Origin of the sequence: Rhodoferax sp. (genome assembly GCF_018063565.1) — a bacterium.
Taxonomy (GTDB): domain Bacteria; phylum Pseudomonadota; class Gammaproteobacteria; order Burkholderiales; family Burkholderiaceae_C; genus Rhodoferax.
Map to the genome: position 1 here is coordinate 62633 of NZ_JAGPBB010000003.1, position 26844 is coordinate 89476.

Annotated in this window: 25 protein-coding genes; 9 read left to right on the plus strand and 16 right to left on the minus strand. The window is 58.9% G+C overall.

The genetic code is table 11. The annotated features are described in order from the left end of the window. Positions 1-56: 56 nt before the first annotated feature. The 3 genes from KBF66_RS01480 to KBF66_RS01490 are packed head-to-tail and all read right to left on the minus strand — an operon-like array spanning position 57 to position 4009. Positions 57-2075, minus strand: a complete 2019-nt coding sequence (locus KBF66_RS01480) for a DUF3488 and transglutaminase-like domain-containing protein (protein ID WP_296650988.1) — start codon at positions 2073-2075, stop codon at positions 57-59. A gap of 13 nt (positions 2076-2088) precedes the next feature. Continuing rightward, positions 2089-3075, minus strand: a complete 987-nt coding sequence (locus tag KBF66_RS01485) for a DUF58 domain-containing protein (protein ID WP_296650990.1) — start codon at positions 3073-3075, stop codon at positions 2089-2091. 13 nt (positions 3076-3088) lie between these two features. After that, entirely contained in the window at positions 3089-4009 is a 921-nt protein-coding gene (locus KBF66_RS01490) for an AAA family ATPase (RefSeq protein WP_296650993.1), read from the minus strand. A 42-nt stretch (positions 4010-4051) separates the two neighbouring features. Between KBF66_RS01490 and KBF66_RS01495 the strand changes: the two genes are divergently transcribed. From KBF66_RS01495 to KBF66_RS01520, 6 genes are all read left to right on the plus strand, one after another. Continuing rightward, complete coding sequence (locus tag KBF66_RS01495; RefSeq protein WP_296651014.1) at positions 4052-5005, plus strand: histone deacetylase family protein; 954 nt, start codon at positions 4052-4054, stop codon at positions 5003-5005. Further along, on the plus strand, positions 4998-6257 hold the full coding sequence (locus KBF66_RS01500; RefSeq protein ID WP_296651017.1) for a mechanosensitive ion channel domain-containing protein: 1260 nt from the start codon (positions 4998-5000) through the stop codon (positions 6255-6257). Before KBF66_RS01495 ends, KBF66_RS01500 begins: the two co-directional genes overlap by 8 nt. Positions 6258-6436: 179 nt before the next feature. After that, complete coding sequence (locus KBF66_RS01505; RefSeq protein ID WP_296651023.1) at positions 6437-7186, plus strand: electron transfer flavoprotein subunit beta/FixA family protein; 750 nt, start codon at positions 6437-6439, stop codon at positions 7184-7186. A gap of 18 nt (positions 7187-7204) precedes the next feature. After that, positions 7205-8140, plus strand: a complete 936-nt coding sequence (locus KBF66_RS01510) for an FAD-binding protein (protein WP_296651026.1) — start codon at positions 7205-7207, stop codon at positions 8138-8140. A gap of 92 nt (positions 8141-8232) precedes the next feature. After that, complete coding sequence (locus KBF66_RS01515) at positions 8233-10023, plus strand: acyl-CoA dehydrogenase (protein ID WP_296651030.1); 1791 nt, start codon at positions 8233-8235, stop codon at positions 10021-10023. A gap of 11 nt (positions 10024-10034) precedes the next feature. Continuing rightward, on the plus strand, positions 10035-11411 hold the full coding sequence (locus KBF66_RS01520) for an MATE family efflux transporter (protein ID WP_296651033.1): 1377 nt from the start codon (positions 10035-10037) through the stop codon (positions 11409-11411). Between the two features lie 69 nt (positions 11412-11480). Here KBF66_RS01520 and KBF66_RS01525 read toward each other — a convergent pair whose 3' ends face one another. From KBF66_RS01525 to KBF66_RS01550, 6 genes are all read right to left on the minus strand, one after another. After that, entirely contained in the window at positions 11481-12845 is a 1365-nt protein-coding gene (locus KBF66_RS01525) for an MBL fold metallo-hydrolase (RefSeq protein ID WP_296651037.1), read from the minus strand. 97 nt (positions 12846-12942) lie between these two features. Continuing rightward, complete coding sequence (gene dnaJ, locus KBF66_RS01530) at positions 12943-14079, minus strand: molecular chaperone DnaJ (RefSeq protein ID WP_296651040.1); 1137 nt, start codon at positions 14077-14079, stop codon at positions 12943-12945. Positions 14080-14182: 103 nt separating this feature from the next. Next, entirely contained in the window at positions 14183-16141 is a 1959-nt protein-coding gene (dnaK, locus tag KBF66_RS01535) for a molecular chaperone DnaK (RefSeq protein ID WP_296651044.1), read from the minus strand. 70 nt (positions 16142-16211) lie between these two features. Then, positions 16212-16799, minus strand: a complete 588-nt coding sequence (gene grpE, locus KBF66_RS01540) for a nucleotide exchange factor GrpE (protein WP_296651048.1) — start codon at positions 16797-16799, stop codon at positions 16212-16214. A gap of 141 nt (positions 16800-16940) precedes the next feature. Then, entirely contained in the window at positions 16941-17291 is a 351-nt protein-coding gene (locus KBF66_RS01545) for an FKBP-type peptidyl-prolyl cis-trans isomerase (protein WP_296651052.1), read from the minus strand. A 56-nt stretch (positions 17292-17347) separates the two neighbouring features. Next, positions 17348-17659 (minus strand): winged helix-turn-helix transcriptional regulator, encoded by a 312-nt coding sequence (locus KBF66_RS01550; RefSeq protein ID WP_296651055.1) that lies wholly within the window; start codon positions 17657-17659, stop codon positions 17348-17350. Positions 17660-17912: 253 nt separating this feature from the next. On the opposite strand from KBF66_RS01550, the gene KBF66_RS01555 reads away from it, so the two are divergent. Continuing rightward, entirely contained in the window at positions 17913-18200 is a 288-nt protein-coding gene (locus tag KBF66_RS01555; protein WP_296651058.1) for a late competence development ComFB family protein, read from the plus strand. 13 nt (positions 18201-18213) lie between these two features. On the opposite strand, the gene KBF66_RS01560 is transcribed toward KBF66_RS01555, so the two are convergent. Both KBF66_RS01560 and KBF66_RS01565 read right to left on the minus strand, forming a co-directional pair. Further along, complete coding sequence (locus KBF66_RS01560; protein ID WP_296651061.1) at positions 18214-19491, minus strand: aminotransferase class I/II-fold pyridoxal phosphate-dependent enzyme; 1278 nt, start codon at positions 19489-19491, stop codon at positions 18214-18216. A 69-nt stretch (positions 19492-19560) separates the two neighbouring features. Further along, entirely contained in the window at positions 19561-19719 is a 159-nt protein-coding gene (locus KBF66_RS01565) for a hypothetical protein (protein ID WP_296651064.1), read from the minus strand. 121 nt (positions 19720-19840) lie between these two features. Here KBF66_RS01565 and coaBC point away from each other — a divergent pair, with 121 nt between their 5' ends. Both coaBC and dut read left to right on the plus strand, forming a co-directional pair. After that, positions 19841-21064, plus strand: a complete 1224-nt coding sequence (gene coaBC, locus KBF66_RS01570; protein ID WP_296651066.1) for a bifunctional phosphopantothenoylcysteine decarboxylase/phosphopantothenate--cysteine ligase CoaBC — start codon at positions 19841-19843, stop codon at positions 21062-21064. Positions 21065-21066: 2 nt separating this feature from the next. Further along, positions 21067-21513 (plus strand): dUTP diphosphatase, encoded by a 447-nt coding sequence (gene dut / locus KBF66_RS01575; RefSeq protein WP_296651176.1) that lies wholly within the window; start codon positions 21067-21069, stop codon positions 21511-21513. A gap of 8 nt (positions 21514-21521) precedes the next feature. Here dut and KBF66_RS01580 read toward each other — a convergent pair whose 3' ends face one another. From KBF66_RS01580 to KBF66_RS01600, 5 genes are all read right to left on the minus strand, one after another. Further along, positions 21522-22337 carry a sulfite exporter TauE/SafE family protein gene (locus KBF66_RS01580; protein ID WP_296651069.1) on the minus strand — a complete coding sequence of 272 codons (816 nt, stop codon included), beginning with the start codon at positions 22335-22337 and terminating at the stop codon, positions 21522-21524. Positions 22338-22583: 246 nt separating this feature from the next. After that, positions 22584-22859, minus strand: coding sequence for a septum formation initiator family protein (locus KBF66_RS01585; protein WP_296651072.1), 276 nt, complete (start codon positions 22857-22859; stop codon positions 22584-22586). Between the two features lie 12 nt (positions 22860-22871). Beyond that, on the minus strand, positions 22872-24158 hold the full coding sequence (gene eno, locus KBF66_RS01590; RefSeq protein ID WP_296651076.1) for a phosphopyruvate hydratase: 1287 nt from the start codon (positions 24156-24158) through the stop codon (positions 22872-22874). A 57-nt stretch (positions 24159-24215) separates the two neighbouring features. Continuing rightward, positions 24216-25073, minus strand: coding sequence for a 3-deoxy-8-phosphooctulonate synthase (gene kdsA / locus KBF66_RS01595; protein ID WP_296651178.1), 858 nt, complete (start codon positions 25071-25073; stop codon positions 24216-24218). Then, positions 25073-26740: a CTP synthase gene (locus tag KBF66_RS01600; RefSeq protein WP_296651081.1), complete on the minus strand. Its 1668-nt coding sequence runs from the start codon at positions 26738-26740 to the stop codon at positions 25073-25075. Before KBF66_RS01600 ends, kdsA begins: the two co-directional genes overlap by 1 nt. Positions 26741-26844 lie beyond the last annotated feature (104 nt).

The following is a 26844-nucleotide window of genomic DNA, read 5'->3' on the forward strand; positions in this document are numbered from 1 at the left end:
TGCGCTAAAGACTCTGGAAAAGATCGGTGGCATTGGAAATGGGCGGTGATGCGCTGTCAGCGAAACCGCTGAAAATCGCGACGGAGTGTAGCGAGCTGCTGCCGGTAACCGCCGATCGGGGGCGTCGGGTGCTTCGCGTAACGCAGGGTCTCCAGGCGTAGCAGCCAGTCTCCAAATGCTTGCCGCTCAGACTCAGGCATTGACACCAGAAGGTTCAACGAAGCGATCAGTTGTCGCGGTGTGCTTTGGGCGGGCAGGCACACGCCATTTTTCAACAAGCATTGGCGCGCCTGTGTCAGCAGGCGCAACCATGGGTCTCGGCGCTGTTGTTGCCAGGCCGCCCACGTCGCGCCCACGACACTGGCACCGACCAGGATGGCGCACAGAAGGTAAATCAGGTCTTCCCAGCCAGGTGCCCGCAGTCCCAGATGCTTGAGCAAATTCAGTTGACTGGACTGAGTGTAGTTGAGTACCCATTGGTTCCAGCCGTTGTTCAGTGCCTCCCAGGTGGCACGCAGTGTCGCCATCAATTGCGGGCTGACATTGCCCAACAGAGCGTTGGCCAGAATGCCGCGCGTCGCTGTCAGTCGGGTGAAGCTGCCGGTGCGTGCCGGTGCCACCGCACCGGTTGGGTCGACCCGAACCCAGCCCTGACCGCTGAGCCAGACTTCGGCCCAGGCATGGGCGTCGCTTTGGCGAACTGTCCAGAAATTGTCGACCGGGTTGAGTGCACCGCCCTGGTAACCGGTGACGATGCGCGCAGGCACGCCGGCGGCGCGCATCAGCAACACAAAGGCGGACGCAATGTGTTCGCAAAACCCGGCTTTACGGTCAAACCAGAATTCGTCGGCGCTATCGCGGCCATAAATGCCAGGCTCCAACGTGTAGGCATAGCTGCCCGAACGCAACCGCGCCAGTGCCTGTTCCACCAGATGTGACCCCAACCCGGGTCCGGCGGGCGCCTGCTGCAGCAGTTCATTGGCCAGCGCCTGAGTGCGTGGGTTGTAGCCGTCTGGCAGCGCCAGGTACGGTGCCAGCAGCGGGCCGGCCTGACGCGGGCCGTGTGAGAACTGCGGGTAACTGGTGACCTGGTAGCGCAGCAGTTCGGTCACTCCATGAGGATGCAACCACTGCAACTCGCTGGTCATGCGGGCTTGTCCCTGGGCCAAACGCGGTGCCTCGACTGCAGCGTCGAGCACCAGCAGCCAGGGCTGCTGGTTGGGTTCCAACGTGACTTCGTACCGTATGCCGGCTCCACTGACCTGCAGTCCGGCCCGCTCCGCTCCGAGCAGGGCCAGTATTTCAGCGTGTCGCCATCGACTTCCATCAAAATGCGACAGCACCGGGCCACGGAAATACAGGCTGTCCTGTGGCGGTGGCTCACCCTCGAATCTCACGCGCATGGCCACACTGTCGTCCAGTGCCAGCGTGGCGATGGTGCCCACCGCCATCTGACCCGACAACCCACTGCGTCCGGTCATGGCGTCGCCAGGCATGCCCCATAGTGGGGAAAGTCGGGGAAACAGCAAGAACAGCAGTAGCATGATCGGCGCACCCAGCAACATCATGCCACCCGCCACCCGGGCCGATTGCAGCAGTGGTGGCCGCCCCAGCGGCATATGGGCGTTGACCAGTGCGGTCAGCAGCCCCAGCAAGGCCAGCAACATGGACGCCGCAGTCAACAGGGACTGTGAATAAAAGAAGTTGGTCAGCAGCAAAAAGAAGCTGAGGAAAAACACCACAAAGGCATCGCGGCGGGCACGCAGTTCCAGTGTTTTCAACGCCAGCAGCACCACCACCAGTGTGACCCCGGCGTCGCGGCCAAACAGTGTTTTGTGACTGACCAGCGTCGCAGTGACCGCCAGCGCCAGCAACCCCAGTCGCCACCAGCCTGATGGCAGGGTTTGGCCGCGCCAGGCCAGCGTGGCACGCCACGTCATCACCAGCGCGGTCAGCGCCGACGCCCAGAGTGGCAAGGGATCCACCAGGGGCAGCAACACCCAGGCCATGACCAGCAGTAAAAACCAGGTGTCCCGGGTATCACGTGGCAGGTTCGACAGATCGGTGGTTTTCATCTCGGACCCGATCTCAGGCCAGTGCCAATGCGCGCAGGCAGCGTTGCAAGTGGGGAGCACCGCAGTCGGGCGCAATCTCTTGCGCACCGAGCTTCAGGCCGAATCGCCAGCCCTGCCGATCCGCCTGCAACACCCAGGCGCACAGGCGGCTGAGTTGTTGCTCCGGGTGACCCAGTCCGGTTTGGCTGCGCTCCAGCCACACGGCGCGTTGTTGCAGTTGCACCTGGTCTCGACTGATCAACTCCCCGGTTTTGGCAACTTTTTTCCACAGCAGGTACTTGAACGGGTCGCCACGCCGGTAGGCCCTGACACCGTCGGGCTCACCGGGTCGGGAAACCGCCTGTTGCGCTTGTGCGCCCGCTGCATTTGCAGGCAACATCGGCAGCGGTGGAGGCTTGGCCTCGGGTGTGGGGTAGACCAGTAGCTGCGCGGCCGGACGCCACAAGGCCCAGACACGAAAGCTGCCCAGCGGAAACAGCGTTTGTGCGCTGAGCATGGGCAAGGGGTGCAAGCCGCGGCTCGAGGCGTGCCAGCCCAATTGCACATGCGCGGTACCCGTTGCCGTCACGTCGGTGAACACCCATTGCTGCGCCGCATGTACACACAGCGCGATGGCGGGTCTTGGCTGTCGGCGCGGGTTGTGCAGACTCACGTCAATAATGGCCTTGGCGCCCATGAATACGGGCTCCGGTGCTATCAATGTCAAGGTAATTCCGCGCAGGTTGGCGTGGCTGACATGCATGGCAACGAGCGCACTGCCCCCCAGCAGAAAGGTCAGCAGGTAACCCAGATTGAGCTGGTAATTGATGGAGGCGATCAATAACACCAACAGGGTGACAGCAAGCATCCAGCCGGCACCCGTGGGCAAGATGTAGACATTGCGCTGGGTCAAGGTCAAACGGTCGGTCTGCGGCAAGCGGGCCTGCCACCATTGGGCCAAGGCGGCTCGTGCGGCGCGCATCAGGTGGTGAAACACGGACGGCGAAGCGGACGTTTTCAATGGGCTTGGCGCGTCAGGGAAGGGCAATGGCATCCAGCATGGCACGCACCTGCTCGTGCGCGCCACGCCCGGCGTCACCGCTGGGGATCAGCCGGTGAGCAATGGTTTGAGGCAGGATCGCCCGTACGTCGTCGGGGGCCACATACGGGCGTCCGGCCAACAGTGCCCGCGCCTTGGCCGCCCGCAGCACCGCAATGCCGGCCCGCGGGCTCAGCCCCTGCACAAACCACTGTCCGGAGCGTGTCGCCGCCATCAGGTCCTGCACATAGTCGAGCAAGGGTGCGCCTGCGTGGACCGCCTGGACCTGCTTTTGCAGGATCAGCAGTTCTTGCGCCGTCAATAGGCTGGGCAGGGCATCGACCAGTTCGCGCCGATCAACCCCCGCCAGCAGCGCCCGCTCGGCATCCCGGCTGGGGTAACCGAGCGAGATACACATCAGGAAGCGGTCAAGCTGTGATTCAGGCAGCGCGTAGGTGCCAATCTGATCCATCGGGTTTTGGGTGGCGATGACAAAAAACGGCACCGGCAGGGCGCGGGTCTGTCCTTCCACACTGACCTGCTTTTCTTCCATCGCCTCCAGCAAAGCACTCTGGGTTTTCGGACTGGCACGGTTGATCTCGTCGGCCAGCAGCAGTTGGGCAAACAATGGCCCGGGATGGAAAACAAAACGGTCGCTGCCCCGTTCAAACACCGAAACCCCCAGCAAATCACTGGGCATCAGATCGGCAGTAAATTGCACGCGCGAAAACTGCAGGCCAAAGGTGCGTGCCAGGGCATGAGCGAGGGTGGTCTTGCCAACACCCGGTACATCTTCAATCAGAAGGTGGCCACCGGCCAGCAAGCAGGCGACACAATCTTGTGTCTGGTCCGGTTTTCCGACAATCACCGTGTTAAGCTGATCGAGTAATGACTTGAGTTTTGCTTGAATGTCCATGGGACGACCTTACCAAAAAATGCTTTGAGGAGAGCACAGCGTATGACAATGACCGGATACTTTACCCACCCCAGCTGCCGCAAGCATGAAATGGGACCAGGCCACCCTGAATGCCCGGAGCGGCTCGATGCCATCGACGATCGATTGTTGATCTCCGGGCTCGATGTGGCGCTGGACCGGCGCGAGGCCACGGCCGCGGCCACCTCCGACATCGAACTGGCGCACGGGCGCATGTACGTGGCCGCCATTCGTGGTCTGAATGCCGAGCTGAAAGAAGAAATCACCGCGGGCGGCCCGACGCACTTGCAAATCGACCCAGACACCAGCGTCAACATCCATACCTGGACTGCCGCATTGAACGCGGCCGGTGCTGCCATCGACGCCACCGACGCGGTGATGGCAGGCGAAATGGAAAACGCCTTTTGCGCGGTGCGCCCGCCCGGACACCACGCCTGCCGCGAGAAGGCGGGCGGCTTTTGCTTTTTCAACAATGTCGCGATCGCTGCCAAGTACGCGCTGGAGCGGCACAACCTGCGCCGGGTGGCGATCATCGACTTTGACGTGCATCACGGCAACGGCACCGAAGACATCGTCAAGGGCGACGAGCGAATTTTGATGTGCAGTTTTTACCAGCATCCGTTTTATCCACTGAATTGGGACTTCTCGAATGCCCCTAACCTGTGCAATCTGCCGGTTCCTGCCTACACCAAAGGTGGCGACATCCGCGAGATGATCGAGGCGGCCTGGATACCACGCCTTGAAGAGTTCAAGCCGGAGATGATCTTTATCAGCGCCGGTTTTGACGCCCATCGCGAAGACGATATGGGTCAACTGGGTTTGGTCGAAAGCGACTATGCCTGGATGACCAGCCGCATCAAGGATGTGGCACGCCGCCATTCCAAAGGGCGCATTGTGAGTTGCCTGGAGGGTGGCTACGTGATGAGCGCTCTGTCGCGCAGTGTGGAGGCGCACATTCGGGTTCTGGCCGATGTCTAATGTGGCGACGGCGGATTTGTCCCAATGGTTTGAGGCACTGGTCCGTCCGTCGGCCCTGATCGAGTTGGGCGTTCTGGCGGCCTGCGCGCTGGTCGCCTGGTCTGTGACGCAACTGGTTGCCCGGGTGTTTGACGCTCACGATGGCAGGTCGATCATGTTTGGCCGGCGTGGCATCGACGGCGTGCTGTTCCCGCTGCTGCTGCTGTGTCTGGCATATTTTGCAGGCGTCTTTCTCAGTCATTGGGTTCCCAAGGCGGTGTTCAAGCTGGTGATCCCGGTGCTGATGTCTTTGCTGGTGATCCGTCTTGGCGTCAAGGTGTTGCAGGCGGCCTTCAGCGACACCCCGGCGGTGCGACTGCTGGAGCGCAGCATTTCCTGGGTTGCCTGGGTGGCGATGGTGTTGTGGGTGAGCGGATTGCTTCCGCTGCTGCTGGAGGAGATGGACCAAATCAGCTGGAAGGTTGGCACCAGCGTGCTGACGGTACGCAATATCGTGGAAGGCAGTCTGACTGCGGGGCTGGTACTGATTCTGTCGCTCTGGATTTCCTCGTCGATTGAGTCCCGGTTGCTGCGCAATGCCACCGGTGGTGAGTTGAGTCTGCGCAAAGCCATCAGTAACGCGGCGCGTGCCCTGTTGATGTTTGTCGGTTTGTTGCTGGCCTTGTCGGCGGTGGGTATCGACCTCACCGCGCTGTCGGTTTTGGGTGGCGCGGTGGGTGTGGGCATCGGTCTGGGTTTACAAAAGCTGGCGGCCAACTATGTATCGGGCTTTGTCATCCTGGCTGAGCGCAGCATGCGAATTGGTGACACGGTTCAGGTGGATACCTTCAACGGCGTGATTACCCAGATCAACGCGCGGTATACGGTGATTCGCTCACTATCAGGTCGTGAGTCCATTGTTCCCAACGAAATGCTGATTACCAGCCGGGTTGAGAATCACTCTCTGGCGGATACCAAGGTTTGGCAGTCGACCATCATTTCGGTGGGTTACGACAGCAACGTGGACCAGGTCATGGCCTTGCTGAAGCAGGCCGCATTGGGACAAGATCGCGTGTTGCGTGATCCGGAACCGTCGGTTGCACTTTCCAATTTTGGTGCGGATGGTCTGGAGTTCACCTTGGGTTTCTGGATTGGAGATCCCGAGAATGGCAGCATGAACATCCGATCATTGGTCAATCTGGAGATTCTGCGTTTACTTCGTGAAAATAGGGTCGAGATACCATTCCCGCAGCGCGTCGTCCATCAACGCTAAAGCGTGCCTATAATAAAAGCACGGTCGTTCTATTGTGCATTTTTTCGTTTTGCCAGCCTGGCCGGGCGTGGTGAGGTGCCAGACGCATAAAATACGCAGATTGACGTGCACGTCAATTGAAACAACGGTGGCACGGTGGGTGGGTCAGCAAATTCTTAACTTTTCTGGAGATGAAAAAAATGAAGGTCCTGGTCGCAGTCAAGCGCGTGGTGGACTACAACGTGAAGGTCCGGGTTAAATCGGACAACACCGGTGTGGACATTGCCAACGTCAAAATGAGCATGAACCCGTTTGACGAAATCGCCATCGAAGAAGCCGTGCGCCTGAAAGAAAAAGGGGTTGTCACCGAAATTGTGGCGGTCTCCTGCGGTGTCACCCAATGCCAGGAAACCCTGCGCACCGCCATGGCCATTGGTGCCGACCGCGCCATCCTGGTCGAATGCACCGAAGACCTGCAACCGCTGGCGGTGGCCAAACTGCTCAAGGCGCTGGTCGACAAAGAGCAGCCTGGTCTCATCATTCTGGGCAAACAAGCCATCGACGATGACTGCAACCAGACCGGCCAGATGCTCGCGGCACTGGCTGACCTGCCCCAAGTCACCTGCGCCAGCAAAATCGAAGTAGCCGACGGCAAAGCCAGCATCACTCGCGAAATTGACGGTGGCTCCGAAACCCTCAGCGTCACCCTGCCAGCCGTGATGACCGCCGACCTGCGCCTGAACGAACCGCGCTACGTGACGCTACCCAACATCATGAAGGCCAAGAAAAAGCCCTTGGAAACCCTCAAGCCCGCTGACTTGGGCGTTGATGTGGCGCCGCGCATCAAAACCCTCAAGGTCACTGAGCCGCCCAAGCGCAGCGCCGGCATCAAAGTGCCCGATGTCGCCACGCTGGTAGCCAAACTCAAAACGGAAGCCAAAGTCATCTAACTTCCAAGGAGCAGATTCATGACAACACTTGTAATTGCAGAACACGACAACACGTCGCTCAAACCCGCCACCCTGAACACCGTTTCGGCCGCCGCTCAGTGCGGTGGCGAGGTTCACTTGTTGGTTGCTGGCCACAACGCCAGCACCGTAGCAAGTGCCGCCGCGCAGGTGGCCGGTGTTGCCAAGGTGCTCCACATCGACGCCGAGAGTCTGGCCCATGGCATTGCTGAAAACGTCACGGCGCAGGTTCAAGCGCTGGCGGCTGCCTACAGCCATATCCTGTTTGCTGCCACGGCTTCAGGTAAGAACATCGCCCCACGGGTGGCGGCGAAGCTCGATGTGGCGCAGATCTCCGACATTACCAAGGTGATCAGCTCTGATACCTTTGAGCGCCCCATTTACGCGGGCAACGCCATGGCCACGGTGCAAAGCGCAGACGCGATCCGCGTGATCACCGTGCGTACAACGGCATTTGACCCTGCAGCCCAGTCTGGACAATCACCAGCAGCTATTGAAGTTATATCGTCTGTGCCCGCGTCGGCCAAAACGGTTTATTTGGGTAGCGAGATCGCCAAGAACGACCGCCCCGAGCTCACGGCAGCCAAGATCATTGTCAGCGGTGGACGGGCCCTGGGTTCGCAAGAGAAGTTCAACGAGGTCATGACACCGCTGGCTGACAAGCTGGGAGCTGCCATTGGCGCCAGCCGTGCAGCAGTCGATGCAGGCTACGCCGCCAATGATTTGCAGGTGGGCCAGACCGGCAAGATTGTGGCGCCGCAGCTCTACATTGCGGCCGGTATCAGCGGGGCTATTCAGCACCTCGCCGGCATGAAGGATTCCAAGGTGATCGTGGCCATCAACAAAGACCCAGAGGCACCGATCTTCAGCGTGGCTGACTATGGGTTGGAGGCTGATCTGTTTGTCGCGGTGCCGGAGCTGGTAGCCGCCCTGTAAGGCAACCTCATCACAGGGCATCCATCGCGATGCCCTTTTTTTTCGCCCGGGCCGGGTGCCCGACTTGAACAAGAAACTACCGGAGAAGACTCATGAGTTACATCGCCCCCCTGAAAGACATGCTGTTCAATATCAAGTACCTGGCCAATATCGATCAGGTTGCACAGTTGCCCGGCATGGAGGATGCTGGCTTTGACACTGCCCAGGCGGTGTTGGAGGAGGCCGCCAAATTCAATGAAGGTGTGCTCAGTCCACTCAACTGGATCGGTGACCAGCAGCCCACCTTCTGGAGCGATGGCGCAGTTACCGCCACGCCGGGGTTCAAAGATGCCTTCCGGCAATACACCGAAGCGGGCTGGCAGGGATTGCAACATCCGGTGGCGTTCGGTGGGCAGGGTTTGCCGAAGACCATTGGTTCTGCCGTGGGTGAAATGCAGAACTCTGCCAACATGAGTTTCGCTTTGTTGCCGCTGCTGACAGACGGGGCGATTGAGGCACTGCTGACGGCGGGGTCGACCGAACTCAATGCCGCCTACCTCGAAAAGTTGGTCAGTGGCCAGTGGACCGGCACCATGAACCTCACCGAGCCGCAAGCCGGCAGTGACCTGGCGGCCGTGCGCACGCGCGCCGAGCCGCAGGCTGACGGCACTTACAAAATAGCCGGCACCAAGATTTTCATCACTTGGGGCGAGCACGACATGGCCGAGAACATCGTGCATTTGGTGCTGGCCCGCGTGGTGGGTGCCCCTGAGGGAGTGAAAGGCATCAGCCTGTTTGTGGTGCCCAAATTTATGGTCAACGCCGGCGGTGCCATAGGCGCGCGCAACGACGTGCACTGTGTCAGCATCGAGCACAAGATGGGTATCAAGGCGAGTCCCACCTGCGTGCTGCAATTTGGTGACCACGGTGGCGCGGTCGGCTACCTGGTCGGTCAGGAAAACCGTGGTCTCGAGTACATGTTCATCATGATGAACGCTGCACGCTATGGTGTCGGCGTTCAGGGTATCGCGATTGCCCAGATGGCCTATCAGAAAGCAGTGGCGTTTGCCAAAGATCGGGTGCAGAGCCGTCCCGTAGATGGATCTCTGAAGGTGGCCGGTCCGATCATTCACCATCCGGATGTCAAACGTATGCTGATGACGATGCGTGCCTACACCGAGGGTTGTCGTGCGCTGGCCAGCGTGGCGGCTGCGGCATACGATGCGGCGCATCACTGTTCAGACGCTGAAATCCGCAAAGAGAATGAAACCTTCTATGAGTTCATGGTGCCCCTGATCAAAGGCTACAGCACCGAGATGAGTCTGGAGGTCACCAGCCTGGGGGTGCAGGTGCATGGTGGTATGGGTTTTATCGAGGAAACCGGTTGCGCCCAGTATTACCGCGATGCCAAGATCCTGACCATCTATGAAGGCACGACGGCCATCCAGGCCAACGACCTGGTGGGTCGGAAGACCTCTCGCGATGGGGGGCAAACCGCCAAGGCACTGGCGGTGCAGATTGAAACTACCGAAGCCGCCCTGGTGGCCAGTGGCAACGCTGACGCTCTGGTGATGGCCAAGCGACTGGCCGCAGCGCGACTGGCGTTTGTCGACGTGGTGAATTTCGTTGCGGGCAATACCAAGGCCCTGCCCAACGAAGTGTTCGCTGGCAGTGTGCCCTACCTGATGCTGGCCGGCAACCTGATGGCGGGCTGGCAAATGGGGCGAGCCATGCTGGTGGCACAAGAGACTATGGCGCGTGGCGAAGACGTGGCGTTTATGCAAGCCAAGATCACCACGGCGCGCTTCTATGCGGACCATATCCTGACCAAGGTGCCAGGTTTGCGCGACAGCATTGTGGATGGCGCCAGCTGTGTGACCGCGTTGGCGCTTGAGTCGTTCTGAGTTCACGCCGCTTGGGCAACACCCGGCCCAGCCTGAGCAAGGTGACCCTGCCGCTGGTCGGGGAATTTCTGCTGGGTATCAGCGTGGCGATGACGGGTCTATACCTGGCATCGCATACCTCGGATGCAGCCGCCAGCACGTTTGGCCTGACCCAACAAGTGCTCGAAACCCTGTTTGTGGTGTTTCGTGTGTTGGCAATTGGCACGGGTATCCTGGTCACACAGCGCCTGGGGGGCGGCCAGCCTGATCAAGCGCGTGAAATAGCCTTTGCCGCCGTGGGTGCCAGCACTTGGGCGGGTCTGGCGGTTGCTTCCTGGTTGCTGCTGGGTGACCAGTTGACGCTGGATATTCTCAATGCCCCGGTTGAGTTGAGGCCACAGGCGTCACTCTATATGGCTTTGCTGGCACCCAGCATGGTGCTCGAAGCCTGCAATCTGTGCATGGCCGCGGTGTTGCGGGCGCATTTGTATGTACGCGAGTCGTTGTGGATCATGCTGGCCATGCATGGCAGTCACCTGTTGCTGGCATTTTTGTTCATGCGTGGCTGGGGTGCTTGGGCGGGCTGGGGGCTCAACGGTTATGCCGTCGCCTGGATGATCAGCCGTAGCATCGGCCTGAGTCTGCACATCTGGCTGTGGCGTTCACGAATGGGGTTTCGCCCCACCTGGCACCATGGCTGGCGTGTATCGGGCAGCAAACTGTGGCCAATTTTGCACATTGGTCTACCGGGAGCCGCACACGAGTTGATGTATCGGATGGCCTTTCTGGTGTCATTGTCGGCCACGGCTCGCCTTGGGGTATCCGCGCTGGCGACCCATTCGTACACGCTGCAAACGCTCAAGTACGTGGCCCTGATCAGCATCGCGCTGGGCTGGGCCTGTGAAATCATGGTCGGCCGTCTGGTGGGGGCCGGGCGTCTGCGTGAAGCCGACCGCATGGTCCGCAAGGCGGTGCGCAACGGCTTGCTGGCGTCGGGTGCACTGGTGATTTTCGCGGCATTGGTGGCTCCCTGGTGGATGCAGATCTTTACCCGTGATGTGGTGATCATCGAAACGGCGCAAACCCTGCTTTGGCTGTCGGTGATGCTGGAGCTGGGGCGGGTTTTCAACCTGGTGCTGGTGGGTGCGCTTCGGGCGACCGGTGACGTGCACTTTCCGGTGCTGGCAGGATCTGCGTCGATCGTGCTCTTTCTTGGCGTGGGTTCCTATTTGCTGGGGCGCACGTTTGGCCTGCCCGGAATCTGGATGGCATATGTGCTGGATGAGTGTGTGAGGGGTGCCTTGATGTGGTGGCGCTGGCGGCGTCAAGCCTGGCTGCCATATGCCAAACTGATCCTGCGGCGCATGCGCAAGAGCCAATCGTCGCACACGCCTGCGACCCAGACTTAAGTAGCTTTCGGTTCTTTTGCCTTTGCGTGCTTGATTGGCAAGGTTCTCAGCTATCAATCATGGAGTATCTTAGGTTGGCCAGGTCGATCCCTGTTCCGGCACCTGCGCACGCCAACCGAGTTCGCGCAGGATACGGCTGCGCAGGGTATCGGCGGGACCTGCTTCTCCGTGCACCACATATACCTGACTGGGTGCCCCTGGCATGGTGCGCAACCAGGCCAGCAATTGATTAGCGTCCGCGTGGGCCGAGGCCGACTGCATTTGCACCACCTCGGCATTGACTTCGACATCGCGCCCATGGATACGCACGGTTTTGGCACCGCTGGCCAGCGTGCCACCTCGGGTGCCAGGTGCCTGGTATCCGGTGAGGATGATCATGTTTCGGTGGTTGCTGGCGTAATGGGCCAGGTGGTGCAGCACGCGACCACCGGTGGCCATGCCGCTGGCCGACAGGATGACCATCGGGCCGTGGCGGCTGGCCAATGCGCGCGATTCATCGGTGCTGTTGATCATGGTGGCATGGTGGGTCAAGGCTCGGGTGTCTTGCTTGCTCAGGCGGTGTTCGCCCGGATGGCTTTCAAACAGGTGGGTCGTGTGGACCGCCATCGGGCTGTCCAAAAAGACGGGCAGCGAATTTGGCAACTCGCCCTTGACTTTCAACAGATGGATGGCGTGTAGCAGCGCTTGCGCCCGCCCGACGGCAAAAACCGGTACCACTGCTACACCACCGCGCTTGGCGACACGATGCAGGGCAGGTGCCAACTCTGCCAACATGTCTTCGTGCGGATGGGTGCGGTCACCATACGTCGACTCAATCAGGACCGTATCCGCTTGTGGCGCGTCTTCGGGTGGGCTCATGATCAGGTCATCTGGTCGCCCCAGATCCCCGGAGAACAAAATGCGTCGACCTGCCAGTTCCAGCAGCACACTGGCGGCACCCAGAATGTGCCCTGCGGCCGAAAAGCTGAACTTCCAACCAGGAATGGGTGTGAAACTCTTGCCAAATGCCACTGTCTTGATCAATGGCAAGGCGTCCAACGCGTCTTGCTGGGTGTACAGGGGCAGTGCGGGTGCGTGCTTGCTGAACTGGTGGCGATTGGCAAACTCAGCGTCTTCTTCCTGGATGTGGCCACTGTCAGGCAGCAGGATGCGGCAAAGGTCGCGCGTACCGGGCGTGGCGTAGACGTGGCCGGCAAAACCTTCTTTGACCAGAAGCGGCAAATACCCACTGTGATCCAGGTGGGCGTGGGTCAGTACCACCGCATCCAACTGGCCGGGGGCAATGCTCAAGGGCGTCCAATTGCGCTGGCGCAACTGTTTGTAGCCCTGAAACAGGCCGCAATCCACCAGCACGCTACGGTCCAGGTGTTTGACCAGGTACTTGGATCCGGTCACCGTGCCGGCGCCGCCCAAAAATGTGATGCTGACGCCCATGGGTTTCCTCCTGAGTTGCAAAGAAAATGCCGCGCAATCCGAAGATTATTGCGCGGCCCATGGGGCGCGACGCTGAGGCTCGCGCAGAAAAGTGAGGTTAACTGAAAAAACTCTTGAGTCGATCGGTCCAACTGTCACCGGTCGGAGAGTGTTTGGCACCGCCCTTTTTCAGCGATTCGTCAAGTTCACGCAACAGCTTGCGCTGGTGCTCCGTCAGCTTGACCGGCGTCTCAATCAGGATATGGCAGTACAAATCGCCGGGGTAACTGGAGCGAACACCCTTGATGCCCTTGCCACGCAGCCTGAACTGCTTGCCGGTTTGGGTACCTTCCGGGATATCGATGGCTGCTTTGCCGGCCAGCGTCGGCACATCGATCTCACCACCGAGGGTCGCGGTAATGATGCTGATCGGCACCGAGCAATGCAGATCATCGCCATCGCGCTCAAAAATGTCGTGTTTTTTGAGGCGAATTTCAATGTACAGGTCACCCGGTGGGCCGCCGTTGGTGCCCGGCTCGCCGTTGCCCGCGCTGCGAATGCGCATGCCGCCGTCGATGCCGGCCGGAATCTTGACTTCCAGTGTCTTTTGTTTCTTGATCTTGCCCTGACCGTGGCAGGCCGGGCAGGGCTCTGGTATGACCTTGCCTGTGCCACGGCAGGTGGGGCAAGTCTGCTGCACACTGAAAAATCCTTGGCGCATCTGCACCGACCCGCTGCCACCGCAGGTGCCGCACGACTTGACCTGGGTGCCCGGCTTGGCACCGCTGCCGTGACAGGTGTCGCAGTTGTCCCAGCTGGGGATGCGAATTTGCGCGTCCTTGCCTGCTGCGGCTTCTTCGAGGGTGACCTCCATGGCGTAGCTCAGGTCGCTCCCCCGGTAAACCTGACGGCCACCACCGGCGCGCCCACGTTGCTGGCCAAACATGTCGCCAAAAATGTCGCCAAAGGCTTCAGCAAAACCACCGTAGGCTTCGGCACCACCGGGTCCACCGCGCATGTTCGGGTCAACGCCGGCAAAGCCATGCTGGTCGTAAGCCGCGCGTTTCTGCGGGTCGGAGAGCATCTCGTACGCCTCTTTGCACTCCTTGAACTTTTCTTCGGCTGCCTTGGCCGCATCACCCTGATTGCGGTCGGGGTGATGCTTCATCGCATGTTTGCGATATGCCTTTTTGATTTCGTCTTCAGAGGCGTTTTTGGGTACGCCCAAAACCTCGTAGTAATCTCGTTTAGCCATGGTCTATTCGTGCCTGGTTGCAATACAAACGCCGCGTTGACGGCACAAGGCGATCAACGCGGCGCAAGTTGTTTGGGTCAACAACAGAAATCAAGTCCGCAAATCAGGACTTCTTCACTTCTTTGACTTCAGCGTCAACCACATTGTCGTCCTGCGCGGCGCTGGCGCCTTGCGTTGCGGAATCTCCGGTTGCCTGGCCGCCCGCCGATGAGGCTTGTGCCGCTGCGCCTTCCTTGGCCTGCATATCTGCGTACATCTTTTCGCCGAGTTTCTGGCTCACGGTCATCAGCGCATTACTCTTCTCTTCAATAGCCGTCTTGTCGCTGCCTTTGAGGGCTTCTTCGAGGTCTTTCATGGCCGCCTCGATCTTTTCTTTTTCGCTGGCATCAATCTTGTCGCCGTACTCGGTCAGACTCTTTTTGACGCTGTGCATGCTGGCTTCGGCCTGGTTGCGGGCTTGCACCAGTTCGAGTTTTTTCTTGTCGTCGGCAGCGTTCAGTTCGGCGTCTTTCACCATCTGCTGAATTTCGGCTTCGCTCAGACCCGAATTGGCCTTGATGGTGATCTTGTTTTCTTTACCGGTGCCCTTGTCTTTGGCACCCACGTGCAAAATGCCATTCGCGTCGATGTCAAACGACACTTCAATCTGCGGCAAGCCACGCGGTGCTGGCGGAATGCCTTCGAGGTTGAACTCGCCCAGCAGCTTGTTACCCGTGGCGATTTCGCGCTCGCCCTGGTAGACCTTGATGGTCACCGCAGGCTGGTTGTCATCGGCAGTCGAGAAAGTTTGCGCAAACTTGGTCGGGATGGTGGTGTTCTTGGTGATCATTTTGGTCATCACACCACCCAACGTCTCGATGCCCAGCGACAGCGGCGTGACGTCAAGCAGCAAAACGTCCTTGCGGTCGCCGCTGAGCACTTGACCTTGAATGGCAGCACCCACGGCCACAGCTTCATCAGGATTCACGTCTTTGCGTGGCTCTTTGCCAAACAGCTCTTTGACCTTTTCCTGTACCTTGGGCATGCGGGTCATGCCACCGACCAGAATCACGTCATGGATGTCGCCCACGCTCACGCCCGCGTCCTTGATCGCGGTACGGCAGGGCGCAATGGTGCGCTCAACCAGCTCTTCCACCAATGCCTCAAGCTTGGCACGACTGAGCTTGATGTTCAGGTGCTTCGGGCCGGACGCGTCAGCGGTCACATAGGGCAGATTGATGTCGGTTTGCGAACTGCTGGAGAGTTCAATCTTGGCTTTTTCGGCGGCTTCTTTCAGGCGCTGCAAGGCCAGCACGTCTTTGCCCAGGTCAACGCCTTGCTCTTTCTTGAACTCGGCAATGATGAAGTCGATGATGCGCTGGTCAAAGTCCTCGCCACCCAAAAAGGTGTCGCCATTGGTGGAGAGCACCTCAAACTGCTTTTCGCCATCCACATCGGCAATTTCAATGATCGAGATATCAAACGTGCCACCGCCGAGGTCGTACACCGCAATCTTGCGATCCCCTTTTTCGTTCTTGTCCAGGCCAAAGGCCAGCGCCGCAGCAGTTGGCTCATTGATGATGCGTTTGACGTCCAGCCCGGCGATGCGTCCGGCGTCTTTGGTGGCCTGGCGTTGCGCATCATTAAAGTAAGCGGGCACGGTGATCACCGCCTCGGTCACCGCTTCGCCCAGGTAATCTTCCGCAGTTTTCTTCATCTTGCGCAGCACGTCGGCGCTGATCTGCTGTGGCGCCATGCGGTTGCCGCGCACTTCCACCCAGGCGTCGCCGTTGTCGGCCGCGGCAATTTTGTAGGGCATCAGGTCGATGTCTTTTTGTACTTCTTTTTCAGTGAACTTGCGGCCAATCAGCCGCTTGACGGCGTACAAAGTGTTTTTCGGGTTGGTGACCGCCTGACGCTTGGCAGAAGCACCCACCAACACTTCGCCATCTTCTTGGTAGGCAATGATGGACGGTGTGGTGCGTGCACCTTCAGCGTTTTCAATGACCTTGGGGGTGTTTCCTTCCATGATGGCCACGCAGCTGTTGGTGGTGCCCAGATCGATGCCAATGATTCTTCCCATGATGAACTCCTAAATTTCAGATGTGTATAACGTGTGGATGACTTGCCGCATTTCAAGCGGATTGCGGAACTTACTTTGGCGCCGAGACGGTCACCAACGCGGGCCGCAGCACGCGTTCGGAAATCAGGTAGCCTTTCTGCAAAACTGTCACCACGGTATTGCTTTCCTGGTCCGAGGGCACAACACTGATCGCCTGATGCAGATGCGGATCGAACCGGGTTGCGGCTGTCGGGTTGATGGCAATCACCTTGTTGCGTTCCAGTGCTGACAGCAATTGGCGCAGGGTGGCCTGGGCACCTTCACGGATGGTATCCAGGCTGGCATCCTTGACGGTTAACCCAGCTTCCAGGCTGTCGATAACCGGTAGCAGGCTGTCAGCAAAACTCTCCAGCGCAAACTTGCGGGCTTTCGAGACGTCTTCTTCGGCACGGCGACGAACATTTTCGGTGTCCGCTTTGGCGCGCAAAAACTGATCCGCCAGATCTGCGCTCTTGGCCTGCAATTCAGCGAGTTCCGCCTGGCACTTCTCCAGAGCCTGGGTCTCATAGCTGGCCAGCGCATCAGCAATGTTCTGTGCGTCTTGCGGCGCAGGTGCGCCAGCTGGCACGGCGCTGGTACTGGCCTCGTTCTGGGAGGCGGGTGATTTCGGGTCGGTCATTCGGTGGGTATTTAAAGACAAAGATGACTTGACTTGGAGGCGCGACAAGCCATTTCAAGACCCTTCGTCACATTTTTCACGACTGCGGCGGCGGCGTGCCCCCCCCGGCGAAACACCAGGGCCTGAGGCCAAAGTTCGCGGTCAGCGAACGGCAAGTAACTCGACGTCAAATTTCAGAGTGGCGTTGGGTGGTATGACCCCACCTGCACCGCGCGCACCGTAACCCAAAGCGGCGGGAATAATCAGCGTGCGAGCCCCACCCACACGCATACCCTCGACACCCTCATCCCAACCCTTGATCACCATGCCAGCACCTAAATGGAACACAAACGGGCTCTGGCGGTCCTTACTGGAGTCAAACTTGCTGCCCTGCACACCATCCTGGTACAGCCATCCGGTGTAATGCACCTTGACTTCCTTGCCATGGGTGGCCAGATCGCCCTCGCCAACAAGTGTGTCTTCGTAATTCAGTCCGGATTCAGTGGTCGTCATGATTCAGGTATCGCTGGGTGATGAGATGGAATTCAAGTAGGTCGGTGAGTGCCGGTTCAGGCCGTTTTTTTGGCCTGATTGGCAACCCATTTGGTGGCAAAAGCAGAGAGGTCACCCATGCGCTTGAGCAGGTCGGCGCCACTGGGCGTCACCAGGTAACCCTTGTTGCCATGGGTAATCAGTTCCGCTTCGCGCAACTCCTTGATCCGGGTGTTGAGCGTATTGGGGGTTATGCCGCCCACACTGTCCTGCAAATGGCGAAAGGTCTGCGGGTGGCCATCACGTAAGGCCCACAAAACACGAATGGCATAACGTGATTCGAGCAAACTCAGCAATTGACCAATGGCGGCATTTTCTTTTGAACTCATAGGGCAAATCTCCTTGGGGTGTGGGTGGTCAGGCATCAGGCAGCTGCTACGCGCCATGGACAGCAGAGTCAGCGCAACAACTTCAAATCAATTTTTGTGAACTATATCTCAAAATGATACTATGCTACATGTTTTGTAGCTATTTAGTCAACAATAAGCGCCAGAAATTTCGAAATGCAGGTCTTGCCACCGGGCTGATGAGCTGCTACCGTTGGCACCTCAATAACTCAGTACCGTGACCGACACGCCGGATATGAATATCAATTTTGAACAGGTCCACAACTATTTTGAACGCATCGTGTTTGAGGATGTGGCTTCGCAGGCCGTGCAGTACCCGAACTATAGCGCCGACATGCTCGCCGACGTCGCCTGTGTGGCGCTCAATCGTCTGCCAGCGCGTTATGTTCGCCATGATGTCGACATGATGTTCTATCTGACCGAAAAAGAGCGCCATGCGATCGACGAGTCGGTCCGAGAGGCGCTGGCATTCGCCTTTTCGTTTGTCGGCGAGCGCATGGCCCTGCTGGGTCGCAACACTTGAACGTCCGGTGTGCTCAAACCGCGCCCAGCGCCTGTTCCAGGTCTTCGAGCAAATCGTCGATGTGTTCGATGCCCAATGACAAGCGCACCATATCGGGTTTTACCCCGGCTTTGGCCAGTTCTTGCGGGTTGAGTTGGCGGTGCGTGGTTGACGCTGGGTGGCACGCCAGCGATTTGGCGTCACCAATGTTCACCAGGCGGGTGAACAGTTTAAGGGCGTCCTGAAAGCGTGCACCTGCCTGCAGACTGTCTTGCGCCTTGAGTCCAAAACTGATGATGCCGGAGGCCCGCCCCCCCAGGTATTTGCAGGCTTGTGCATGGTCTGGATGGTCGGTCAGTCCTGCATAGTTGACCCAACCCACTTTGCTGTGAGCCTGCAAAAAACGGGCTGCTTTGAGTGCGTTGTCGCAAATCCTGTCCATGCGCAGCGGCAGCGTTTCGATGCCTTGCAGTAACTGAAATGCGGCGGTCGCGCTAAGAGCTGCGCCCATGTTGCGCAATGGCACCACGCGGGCACGTCCAATGTAGGCGGCTGCGCCCAACGCTTGGGTGTACACCACGCCGTGATAGCTGACATCTGGCTCATTCAGGCGTTTGAATCGTTTGGCGTGCTCAGCCCAGGGGAATTTGCCTGAATCCACAATGATGCCCCCCAGGGTGGTGCCATGGCCGCCCAGGTACTTGGTCATGGAGTGCACCACGATGTCCGCACCGTGTTCAAAGGGGCGGCACAGGTAAGGGCTTGGTACCGTGTTGTCGACGATCAACGGGACACCGTGAGCGTGGGCTACCGTTGCAAGCGCCGCCAGGTCTGTGACGTTGCCAAGCGGGTTGCCCACTGATTCGCAGTAGATCGCTTTTGTGCGCTCGTCGATCAGCGCCGCAAACGAGGCCGGATCCCGGTAATCGGCAAAGCGCACTTCGATGCCCATTTGCCCAAAGGTGTGTGCGAACAGGTTGTAGGTGCCACCATACAAGGTCGATGCCGAGACGATGTTGTCGCCCGCTTCGGTGATGGTCTGAATCGCGTAGGCGATGGCGGACATGCCGGAGGCCACGGCCAGAGCGCCAATGCCGCCTTCCAGCGCGGCCACACGTGCCTCCAATACACCGCAGGTCGGATTCATGATGCGGCTGTAGATATTGCCGGCCACTTTCAGATCGAACAGGTCGGCACCGTGCTGAGTGTCGTCAAAAGCATACGCGACCGTCTGGTAGATCGGCACAGCCACTGCCTTGGTGGTCGGATCGGGGGTGTAGCCGGCGTGGACGGCCAAAGTCTCAATTTTCATGAAAATTACCTTCAGGTTGGGAGTAAATGGGGGTTGCAGGGCGCATGCAGGGTGCTTGGGTCGAGGTGCTCAATCCTGGTTTGATTTGTCTGGGACGACAACGTCCACCACCGCCCCTACGGTTTTTGCCGCCACTTTGACCCCGGTGGCCACCACAGTGACCGCCGCATCGGCAACGGCTACGACGGCACAGGCTTGCAAGCTCAGGCTCAGTGCAAGGACAGTCAAAACTCGAAGCGAGACAGGGGCTAGGAACATATTCGGTGGCGGGCGCAGGCCCAAGTGCATTTGATACGGACGGACGGGTATTGTGCCGAAATTCCTGCACGCCGGTGTTACATTGCGGCGCATGAAAGATTTAGCCGGAAAACACATCGTATTGGGCCTGACGGGCGGAATTGCCTGTTACAAATCGGCCGAGCTGTGCCGTTTGCTGGTGAAAGCCGGAGCCAGCGTGCAGGTGGTCATGACGGCAGCAGCCGAGCAGTTCATCACACCGGTGACCATGCAGGCACTGAGTCAGCAACCGGTTGTCCTGTCGCAATGGGATGCACGCGAGGCCAATAACATGGCGCACATCAACCTGACGCGGGCGGCCAGCGCATTATTGATTGCACCATGCAGTGCCGATTTTGCAGCCCGCCTGGCGCAGGGCCAAGCAGATGACTTGCTCAGTCTCATGTGTCTGGCGCGGCCAGCCTCCCGTGTGCCTTTGCTGCTGGCACCGGCCATGAACCGTGAGATGTGGACCCATCCCGCCACCCGGCGTAATCTTCAGCAGGTGGCTGACGATGGTGCGGTGGTGCTGGATGTCGGCTCGGGAGAGCAGGCCTGCGGTGAAACCGGTGACGGACGTATGTTGGAGCCGCAGCAGTTGTTGGATGCGTTGATTTCCCTGTTTCAGCCCAAAGTTTTATGGGGGCAACATCTGTTGATCACCGCGGGACCGACCTACGAGGCGATTGACCCGGTGCGCGGACTGACCAATCTGTCGAGTGGCAAGATGGGGTTTGCCATCGCGGCGGCGGCCGCTGAGGCCGGCGCGACGGTGACCCTGGTTGCCGGCCCGGTCAGTTTGGCGACACCGCCTGGCGTTGGGCGGGTGAATGTGCAATCAGCAGCGCAAATGTTTGCCGCGGTGTCTGAGCAGGTCGAACACGCCACGGTCTTTGTAGCGGCCGCTGCGGTGGCCGATTGGCGGCCAGATACGCTGGCCGACCAGAAGATCAAAAAAGACGGCACCGGCGAAACGCCGCTGATCCGTTTTGTTGAGAACGTTGACATTCTGGCGACAGTGGCCCAATCCCGGCGTGCCAAAAGCGGTGCAATGTTCTGTGTCGGTTTCGCCGCCGAGAGCCACGACTTGCTGGCCAATGCACAGGCCAAACGACTGCGCAAGGGTGTGCCACTGTTGGTGGGCAACATTGGACCAGCGACGTTTGGCCACGACGACAACAGCCTGTTGTTGGTGGATGCGCACGGCAGCACGGAATTGCCGCGTCAGAGCAAACGTGCACTAGCTAGATTATTGATAGCTGAAATCGCAACAAGGATAAGTGCTAAAGGTAAATAATGCTGGAAATTGATGTCAAAATTCTGGATCCTCGCATGGCCGGGCAGTTGCCGACCTACGCCACCTCAGGCAGTGCCGGTCTGGACTTGCGGGCTTGCCTGCAAGAGCCACTCACGCTTGTCGCCAATGCATGGCAACTGGTTCCGACCGGTATTGCCATGTTTCTGAATGACCCAGCTTACGCGGCGCTCATCCTGCCACGCTCAGGGTTGGGTCACAAACATGGCATCGTGTTGGGAAATCTGGTAGGTTTGATCGATAGCGATTACCAGGGGCAGCTGATGGTCAGTGTCTGGAATCGCAGCGATGTGCCATTCACCGTGCAACCCATGGAGCGCATCGCGCAACTGGTCATCGTCCCAGTCATGCAGGCCAGGTTGAATGTGGTCACCGAGTTCCCGCCCAGCGCACGGGGTGAGGGCGGCTATGGATCAACCGGTAAACACTGAGGCCTTCTTCACGCGGTCAAGCCGCGATAACCCATGTACAGCGCCAACAGGTAAAGAATCAACGCAAATACACGCTTGAGTTTCTTGACGGGCAGCCGGTGCGCCGCCGCGGCACCAAACGGCGCGGTGATCACACTGCAGCTGGCGATCACCACCAGCGCAGGCAACCAGACGTAGCCTAGTGAAAACGCTGGCAAATCGGGAAGACTGTATCCGCTGACCACATAGCCCAGCACATTGGCCAGGGCGATTGGAAAACCCAATGCCGCGGATGTGGCCACCGCGTTATGAATGGCCACATTGCACCAGACCATGAAAGGCACACTGACAAAACCACCGCCGGCACCAACCAAACCTGACAGGAAGCCGATCAAGGTGCCGGCACCGACCAAGCCGGTGGTGCCAGGCAGAGCCTGAGTTGGTGCAGGTTTGCGATCAAGGAACATCTGGGTGGCCGAGAAGCCCACAAATGCGGCAAACAGCAGCGCTAGCGACGACCCTTTGAGCACGGCAAAAACGCCCAGACTGGCGATGGCCGCTCCCAACACAATGCCCGGTGCCAGACCTTTGACGATGTCCCATCGCACGGCACCCCGGCGATGGTGTGCACGTACGCTGGAAATGGAGGTGAACACAATGGTCGCCATCGATGTGGCAATGGCCATTTTGATCGCCAGCGGTGTCAGCACACCACGCCCAGTCAGAATGGCACTGACGAAGGGAACCATGATCATGCCACCGCCGATACCCAGCAATCCAGCCAGAAACCCGGTGACCAGACCCAACAGGGCAAGCTCAATGACCAGGCTGACTTCAAAGGGCATAAGGGGAGGGAGAAGTAGATAAGGTGTCTGCCGTGCCACCGGACCCGCAACCTGAACCGGGGTTCAGGTGGGCCAGGTCAGCGATGCCTTGGGTTCATCTAACGCGAGACGATCACGCCAGCTTCACGATGTTCCTAGCCCAAGCTCGCAGAGCATTGGTTCAAGGATATATAGAGCCCGGTGAAGCACTGCAGACAATTTAATTCTAGTCCTGCAAAAGCAGTTTGTGGCGCTGTTTCCGAATTTTCAACGAGAAATCTGCACATAGATCTCATTGGCTTTGACCATATCGAGCTCCATGCGGGCCTTTTCTTCCACCATTTCAAGACCTTCTTTCAGGTCGCGCACTTCAGCTGCCAGCTGACCGTTGGCCATCTGGGCTTGCTGGTTGTGGCGTTGCTGCAGATTCAGTTCGTTTTGCAACTGCGCCACCTGGGGCAGGCTGCCACGGCCCAGCCAAAGCTGAGCGTGGATCAACACCAGCAGGCCGAGCAGCAAGGCGGGGACGAGGCGGCGGGCCATGCTGGGTGCTATTTAGCGCAGGTTGTAAAACGCCGCACGGCCGGGATAGCTGGCGACATCACCCAGGTCTTCTTCGATGCGCAGCAACTGGTTGTACTTGGCCATGCGGTCAGAGCGGCTCAAGCTACCGGTCTTGATCTGCCCCGCATTCATGCCGACGGCAATGTCGGCGATGGTGGAGTCTTCGGTTTCGCCCGAGCGGTGGCTGATGACGGCGGTGTAGCCAGCACGTTTGGCCATTTCGATGGCGGCAAAGGTCTCGGTCAGCGTACCAATCTGGTTGATTTTGATCAGGATGGAGTTGGCAATCCCCTTGTCGATGCCTTCCTTGAAGATTTTGGTGTTGGTGACAAACAGGTCGTCACCCACGATTTGCACGTTTTTGCCCAAGCGGTCGGTCAGCACCTTCCAGCCATCCCAGTCGCCTTCGGCCATGCCATCTTCGATGCTGATGATCGGGTATTTGTCGACCCAGGTAGCCAGCATGTCGGTCCACTCCTGGGCGCTCAACACCAGGCCTTCGCCTTCCAGGTGATACTTGCCGTCCTTGTAGAACTCGCTGGCGGCGCAATCCAGACCCAGGGCGATGTGTTCGCCAGCCACAAAACCGGCTTTGTCGATGGCTTGCAAAATGAGCTGGATGGCGGCTTCATGGCCCCCTTCGACCTTGGGCGCAAAGCCACCCTCGTCGCCGACGGCGGTGCTGATTCCCTTGTCGTGCAGGATTTTCTTCAAGGCATGGAACACTTCTGCGCCGTAACGCAGGGCTTCGCGGAAAGACGGTGCGCCCACCGGAATGATCATGAACTCTTGCAGGTCCAGGTTGTTGTTGGCGTGCTCACCGCCGTTGATCACGTTCATCATGGGCACCGGCATCTGCATGCCACCCATGCCACCGAAATAGCGGTACAGCGGCAACCCAGATTCTTCAGCGGCAGCGCGGGCCACGGCCATGGAGACAGCCAGCATCGCATTGGCACCCAGACGCGATTTGTTGTCCGTGCCGTCGAGGTCGATCAATGTCTTGTCCAGGAACGCCTGCTCGGAGGCATCCAGGCCCAGCACAGCTTCGGAAATCTCGGTGTTGATGTGCTCAACCGCTTTGAGCACGCCCTTGCCGAGGTAACGGGTTTTGTCACCATCGCGCAGCTCGATGGCTTCGCGGCTGCCGGTGGAAGCACCACTTGGCACAGCGGCACGGCCCATGGTACCGCTTTCGAGCAGTACATCACACTCGACTGTGGGGTTACCACGCGAGTCCAGAATTTCACGTCCGACGATATCGACGATTGCACTCATTGGCTTCTTTCAGTAGTTAAACAAAGGAAAAACAGGTTGGCCGAGGCTGGCATTGCATCAGACAGAAAAGTCATTTTCAAGAAAACCGCACTTTTTTGTGACGGTATCGAGCGCCAGCAGGGTCTCCAGCAGCGCCTTCATGTGCTTGAGCGGCACGGCATTAGGTCCGTCACTCAAGGCTTGGTCGGGGCTCGGATGGGTTTCCATGAACAGGCCGGCCACGCCAACGGCAACTGCTGCACGCGCCAGCACCGGCACCATCTCGCGCTGGCCGCCACTGCTGCCGCCAAGACCGCCGGGCAACTGCACGCTGTGCGTGGCATCAAACACCACAGGCGCGCCGGTGGTGCGCATGATGGCGAGACTGCGCATGTCGCTGACCAGGTTGTTGTAGCCAAAGCTGGCACCGCGTTCACAGGCCATAAAGTTGTCTTCATTCAGGCCGGCTTCGCGGGCAGCGGCGCGCGCCTTGTCGATGACGTTTTTCATGTCACCGGGCGCCAAAAATTGACCTTTCTTGATGTTGACCGGCAGGCCGCTTTGTGCCACAGCGCGAATGAAGTCGGTCTGGCGGCACAAAAAAGCCGGTGTTTGCAGCACATCCACCACGGCGCTCACCTGCGCAATCTGGCTCTCAGAATGGATGTCGGTCAGTACCGGTAGACCAAGTTCACGTTTGACCTTGCCCAGTATCTCCAGCCCACGGTCGATGCCTGTGCCCCGAAAGGTGCTGCCGCTGGAGCGGTTGGCCTTGTCGAAACTGCTTTTAAAAATAAACGGAATACCCAGGCTCGTGGTGATCTCTTTCAGCGTGCCGGCGGTGTCGATCTGCAACTGCTCGGACTCGATCACGCACGGTCCGGCGATCAGAAAAAACGGTCGGTGCAAGCCGATGTCAAAGCCACACAGTTTCATCAGGCCACAGCTTTCAAGGGTGCGCTGGTGCACTGATTGTCCAGGGCCGCCCGAACGAAGGCATTGAACAGCGGGTGGCCCGCCCATGGCGTGGACTTGAATTCGGGGTGAAACTGAACACCGACAAACCAGGGATGGACGTCTTGCGGCAGTTCAACGATCTCAGTGAGATGCTCGCGCTGGGTGAGCGCTGAAATCACCAGTCCCGCCTTGCGCAATGCGTCCAGGTAGTTCACATTGGCCTCAAAACGGTGGCGATGGCGCTCGGTGACCACATCACCATAAATCTTGTGCGCCAACGTGCCGCGTGTGACATCCGAGCTTTGTGCGCCCAGCCGCATGGTGCCACCCAAGTCAGATTCCTCACTGCGTACTTTGATGCTGCCGTCAGCGTCTTTCCATTCTGTGATCAAAGCAATCACCGGGCTGGGACAATGGGGCGCAAACTCGGTGCTGTTGGCTTCTTTCAAGCCCGCAACATGGCGTGCAAACTCGATGGTGGCCACCTGCATCCCCAGGCAGATGCCCAGGTAAGGTATCTTGTTTTCACGAGCAAAACGCGCCGCACAGATTTTGCCTTCGACTCCCCGCACGCCGAAGCCACCCGGCACCAGAATGGCGTCGAAGCGGGCCAGCTTGGCTGCGCTGTCTTCGGTGATGGTTTCGGATTCGATGTACTCGATCTTCACCCGCACATGGTTTTTCATGCCGGCGTGGCGCAGAGCCTCGTTGAGCGACTTGTAGCTGTCGCTCAGTTCCACGTATTTGCCCACCATGGCAATCGTGACTTCGCCTTGTGGATGGGCCAGTTCATAGACCAGATCGTCCCAGCGCTTGAGTTTGGCCGGCGGCGTGTTCAGGCGCAGTTTGTCACAAATCAGGCCGTCGAGCCCCTGCTCGTGCAACATGCGTGGCACCTTGTAAATGGTGTCTACGTCCCACATCGAGATCACGCCCCAGTCAGGCACATTGGAAAACAGCGAGATTTTCTGCCGCTCTTCATCAGGAATCGGCCGGTCGGCACGGCAGATCAGCGCATCGGCCTGAATGCCGATCTCACGCAGTTGCTTGGCCGTGTGCTGGGTGGGTTTGGTTTTGAGCTCGCCGGCAGCCGCGATCCAGGGCACATAACTCAGGTGCACAAAAGCGCTGTTGTTGGGACCGAGCTTGAGGCTCATTTGCCGCACCGCCTCCAGAAACGGCAGTGATTCGATGTCACCCACGGTGCCGCCAATTTCGACAATGGCCACATCGACCGCCTCGGGCGTGTCGACACCGGCACCGCGCTTGATGAAATTCTGGATCTCGTTGGTGACATGGGGAATCACCTGCACCGTTTTACCCAGGTAATCACCATGGCGCTCTTTCTCCAGCACACTCTTGTAAATCTGCCCGGTGGTGAAGTTATTGGCCTTCTTCATGCGGGTTTCAATGAAGCGTTCGTAATGGCCCAGATCCAGGTCGGTTTCTGCGCCATCGTCCGTGACAAACACCTCCCCATGCTGAAATGGTGACATGGTGCCCGGATCCACATTGAGATAGGGGTCCAACTTGATCAAGGTGACTTTGAGGCCGCGCGATTCGAGGATCGCGGCGAGTGAGGCGGAGGCGATTCCCTTGCCCAGGGAAGACACCACACCGCCGGTGACGAAGACGAATTTGGTCATGTCGAGGCGAGCTGCACGCTCTTGGAGCTGGAAAAACAGATTATAGAGGGGCGCTTTGCGTTGGCCGTCGCCCCGGTCACTGTGGTTGCTGCCAGGCTTGAACT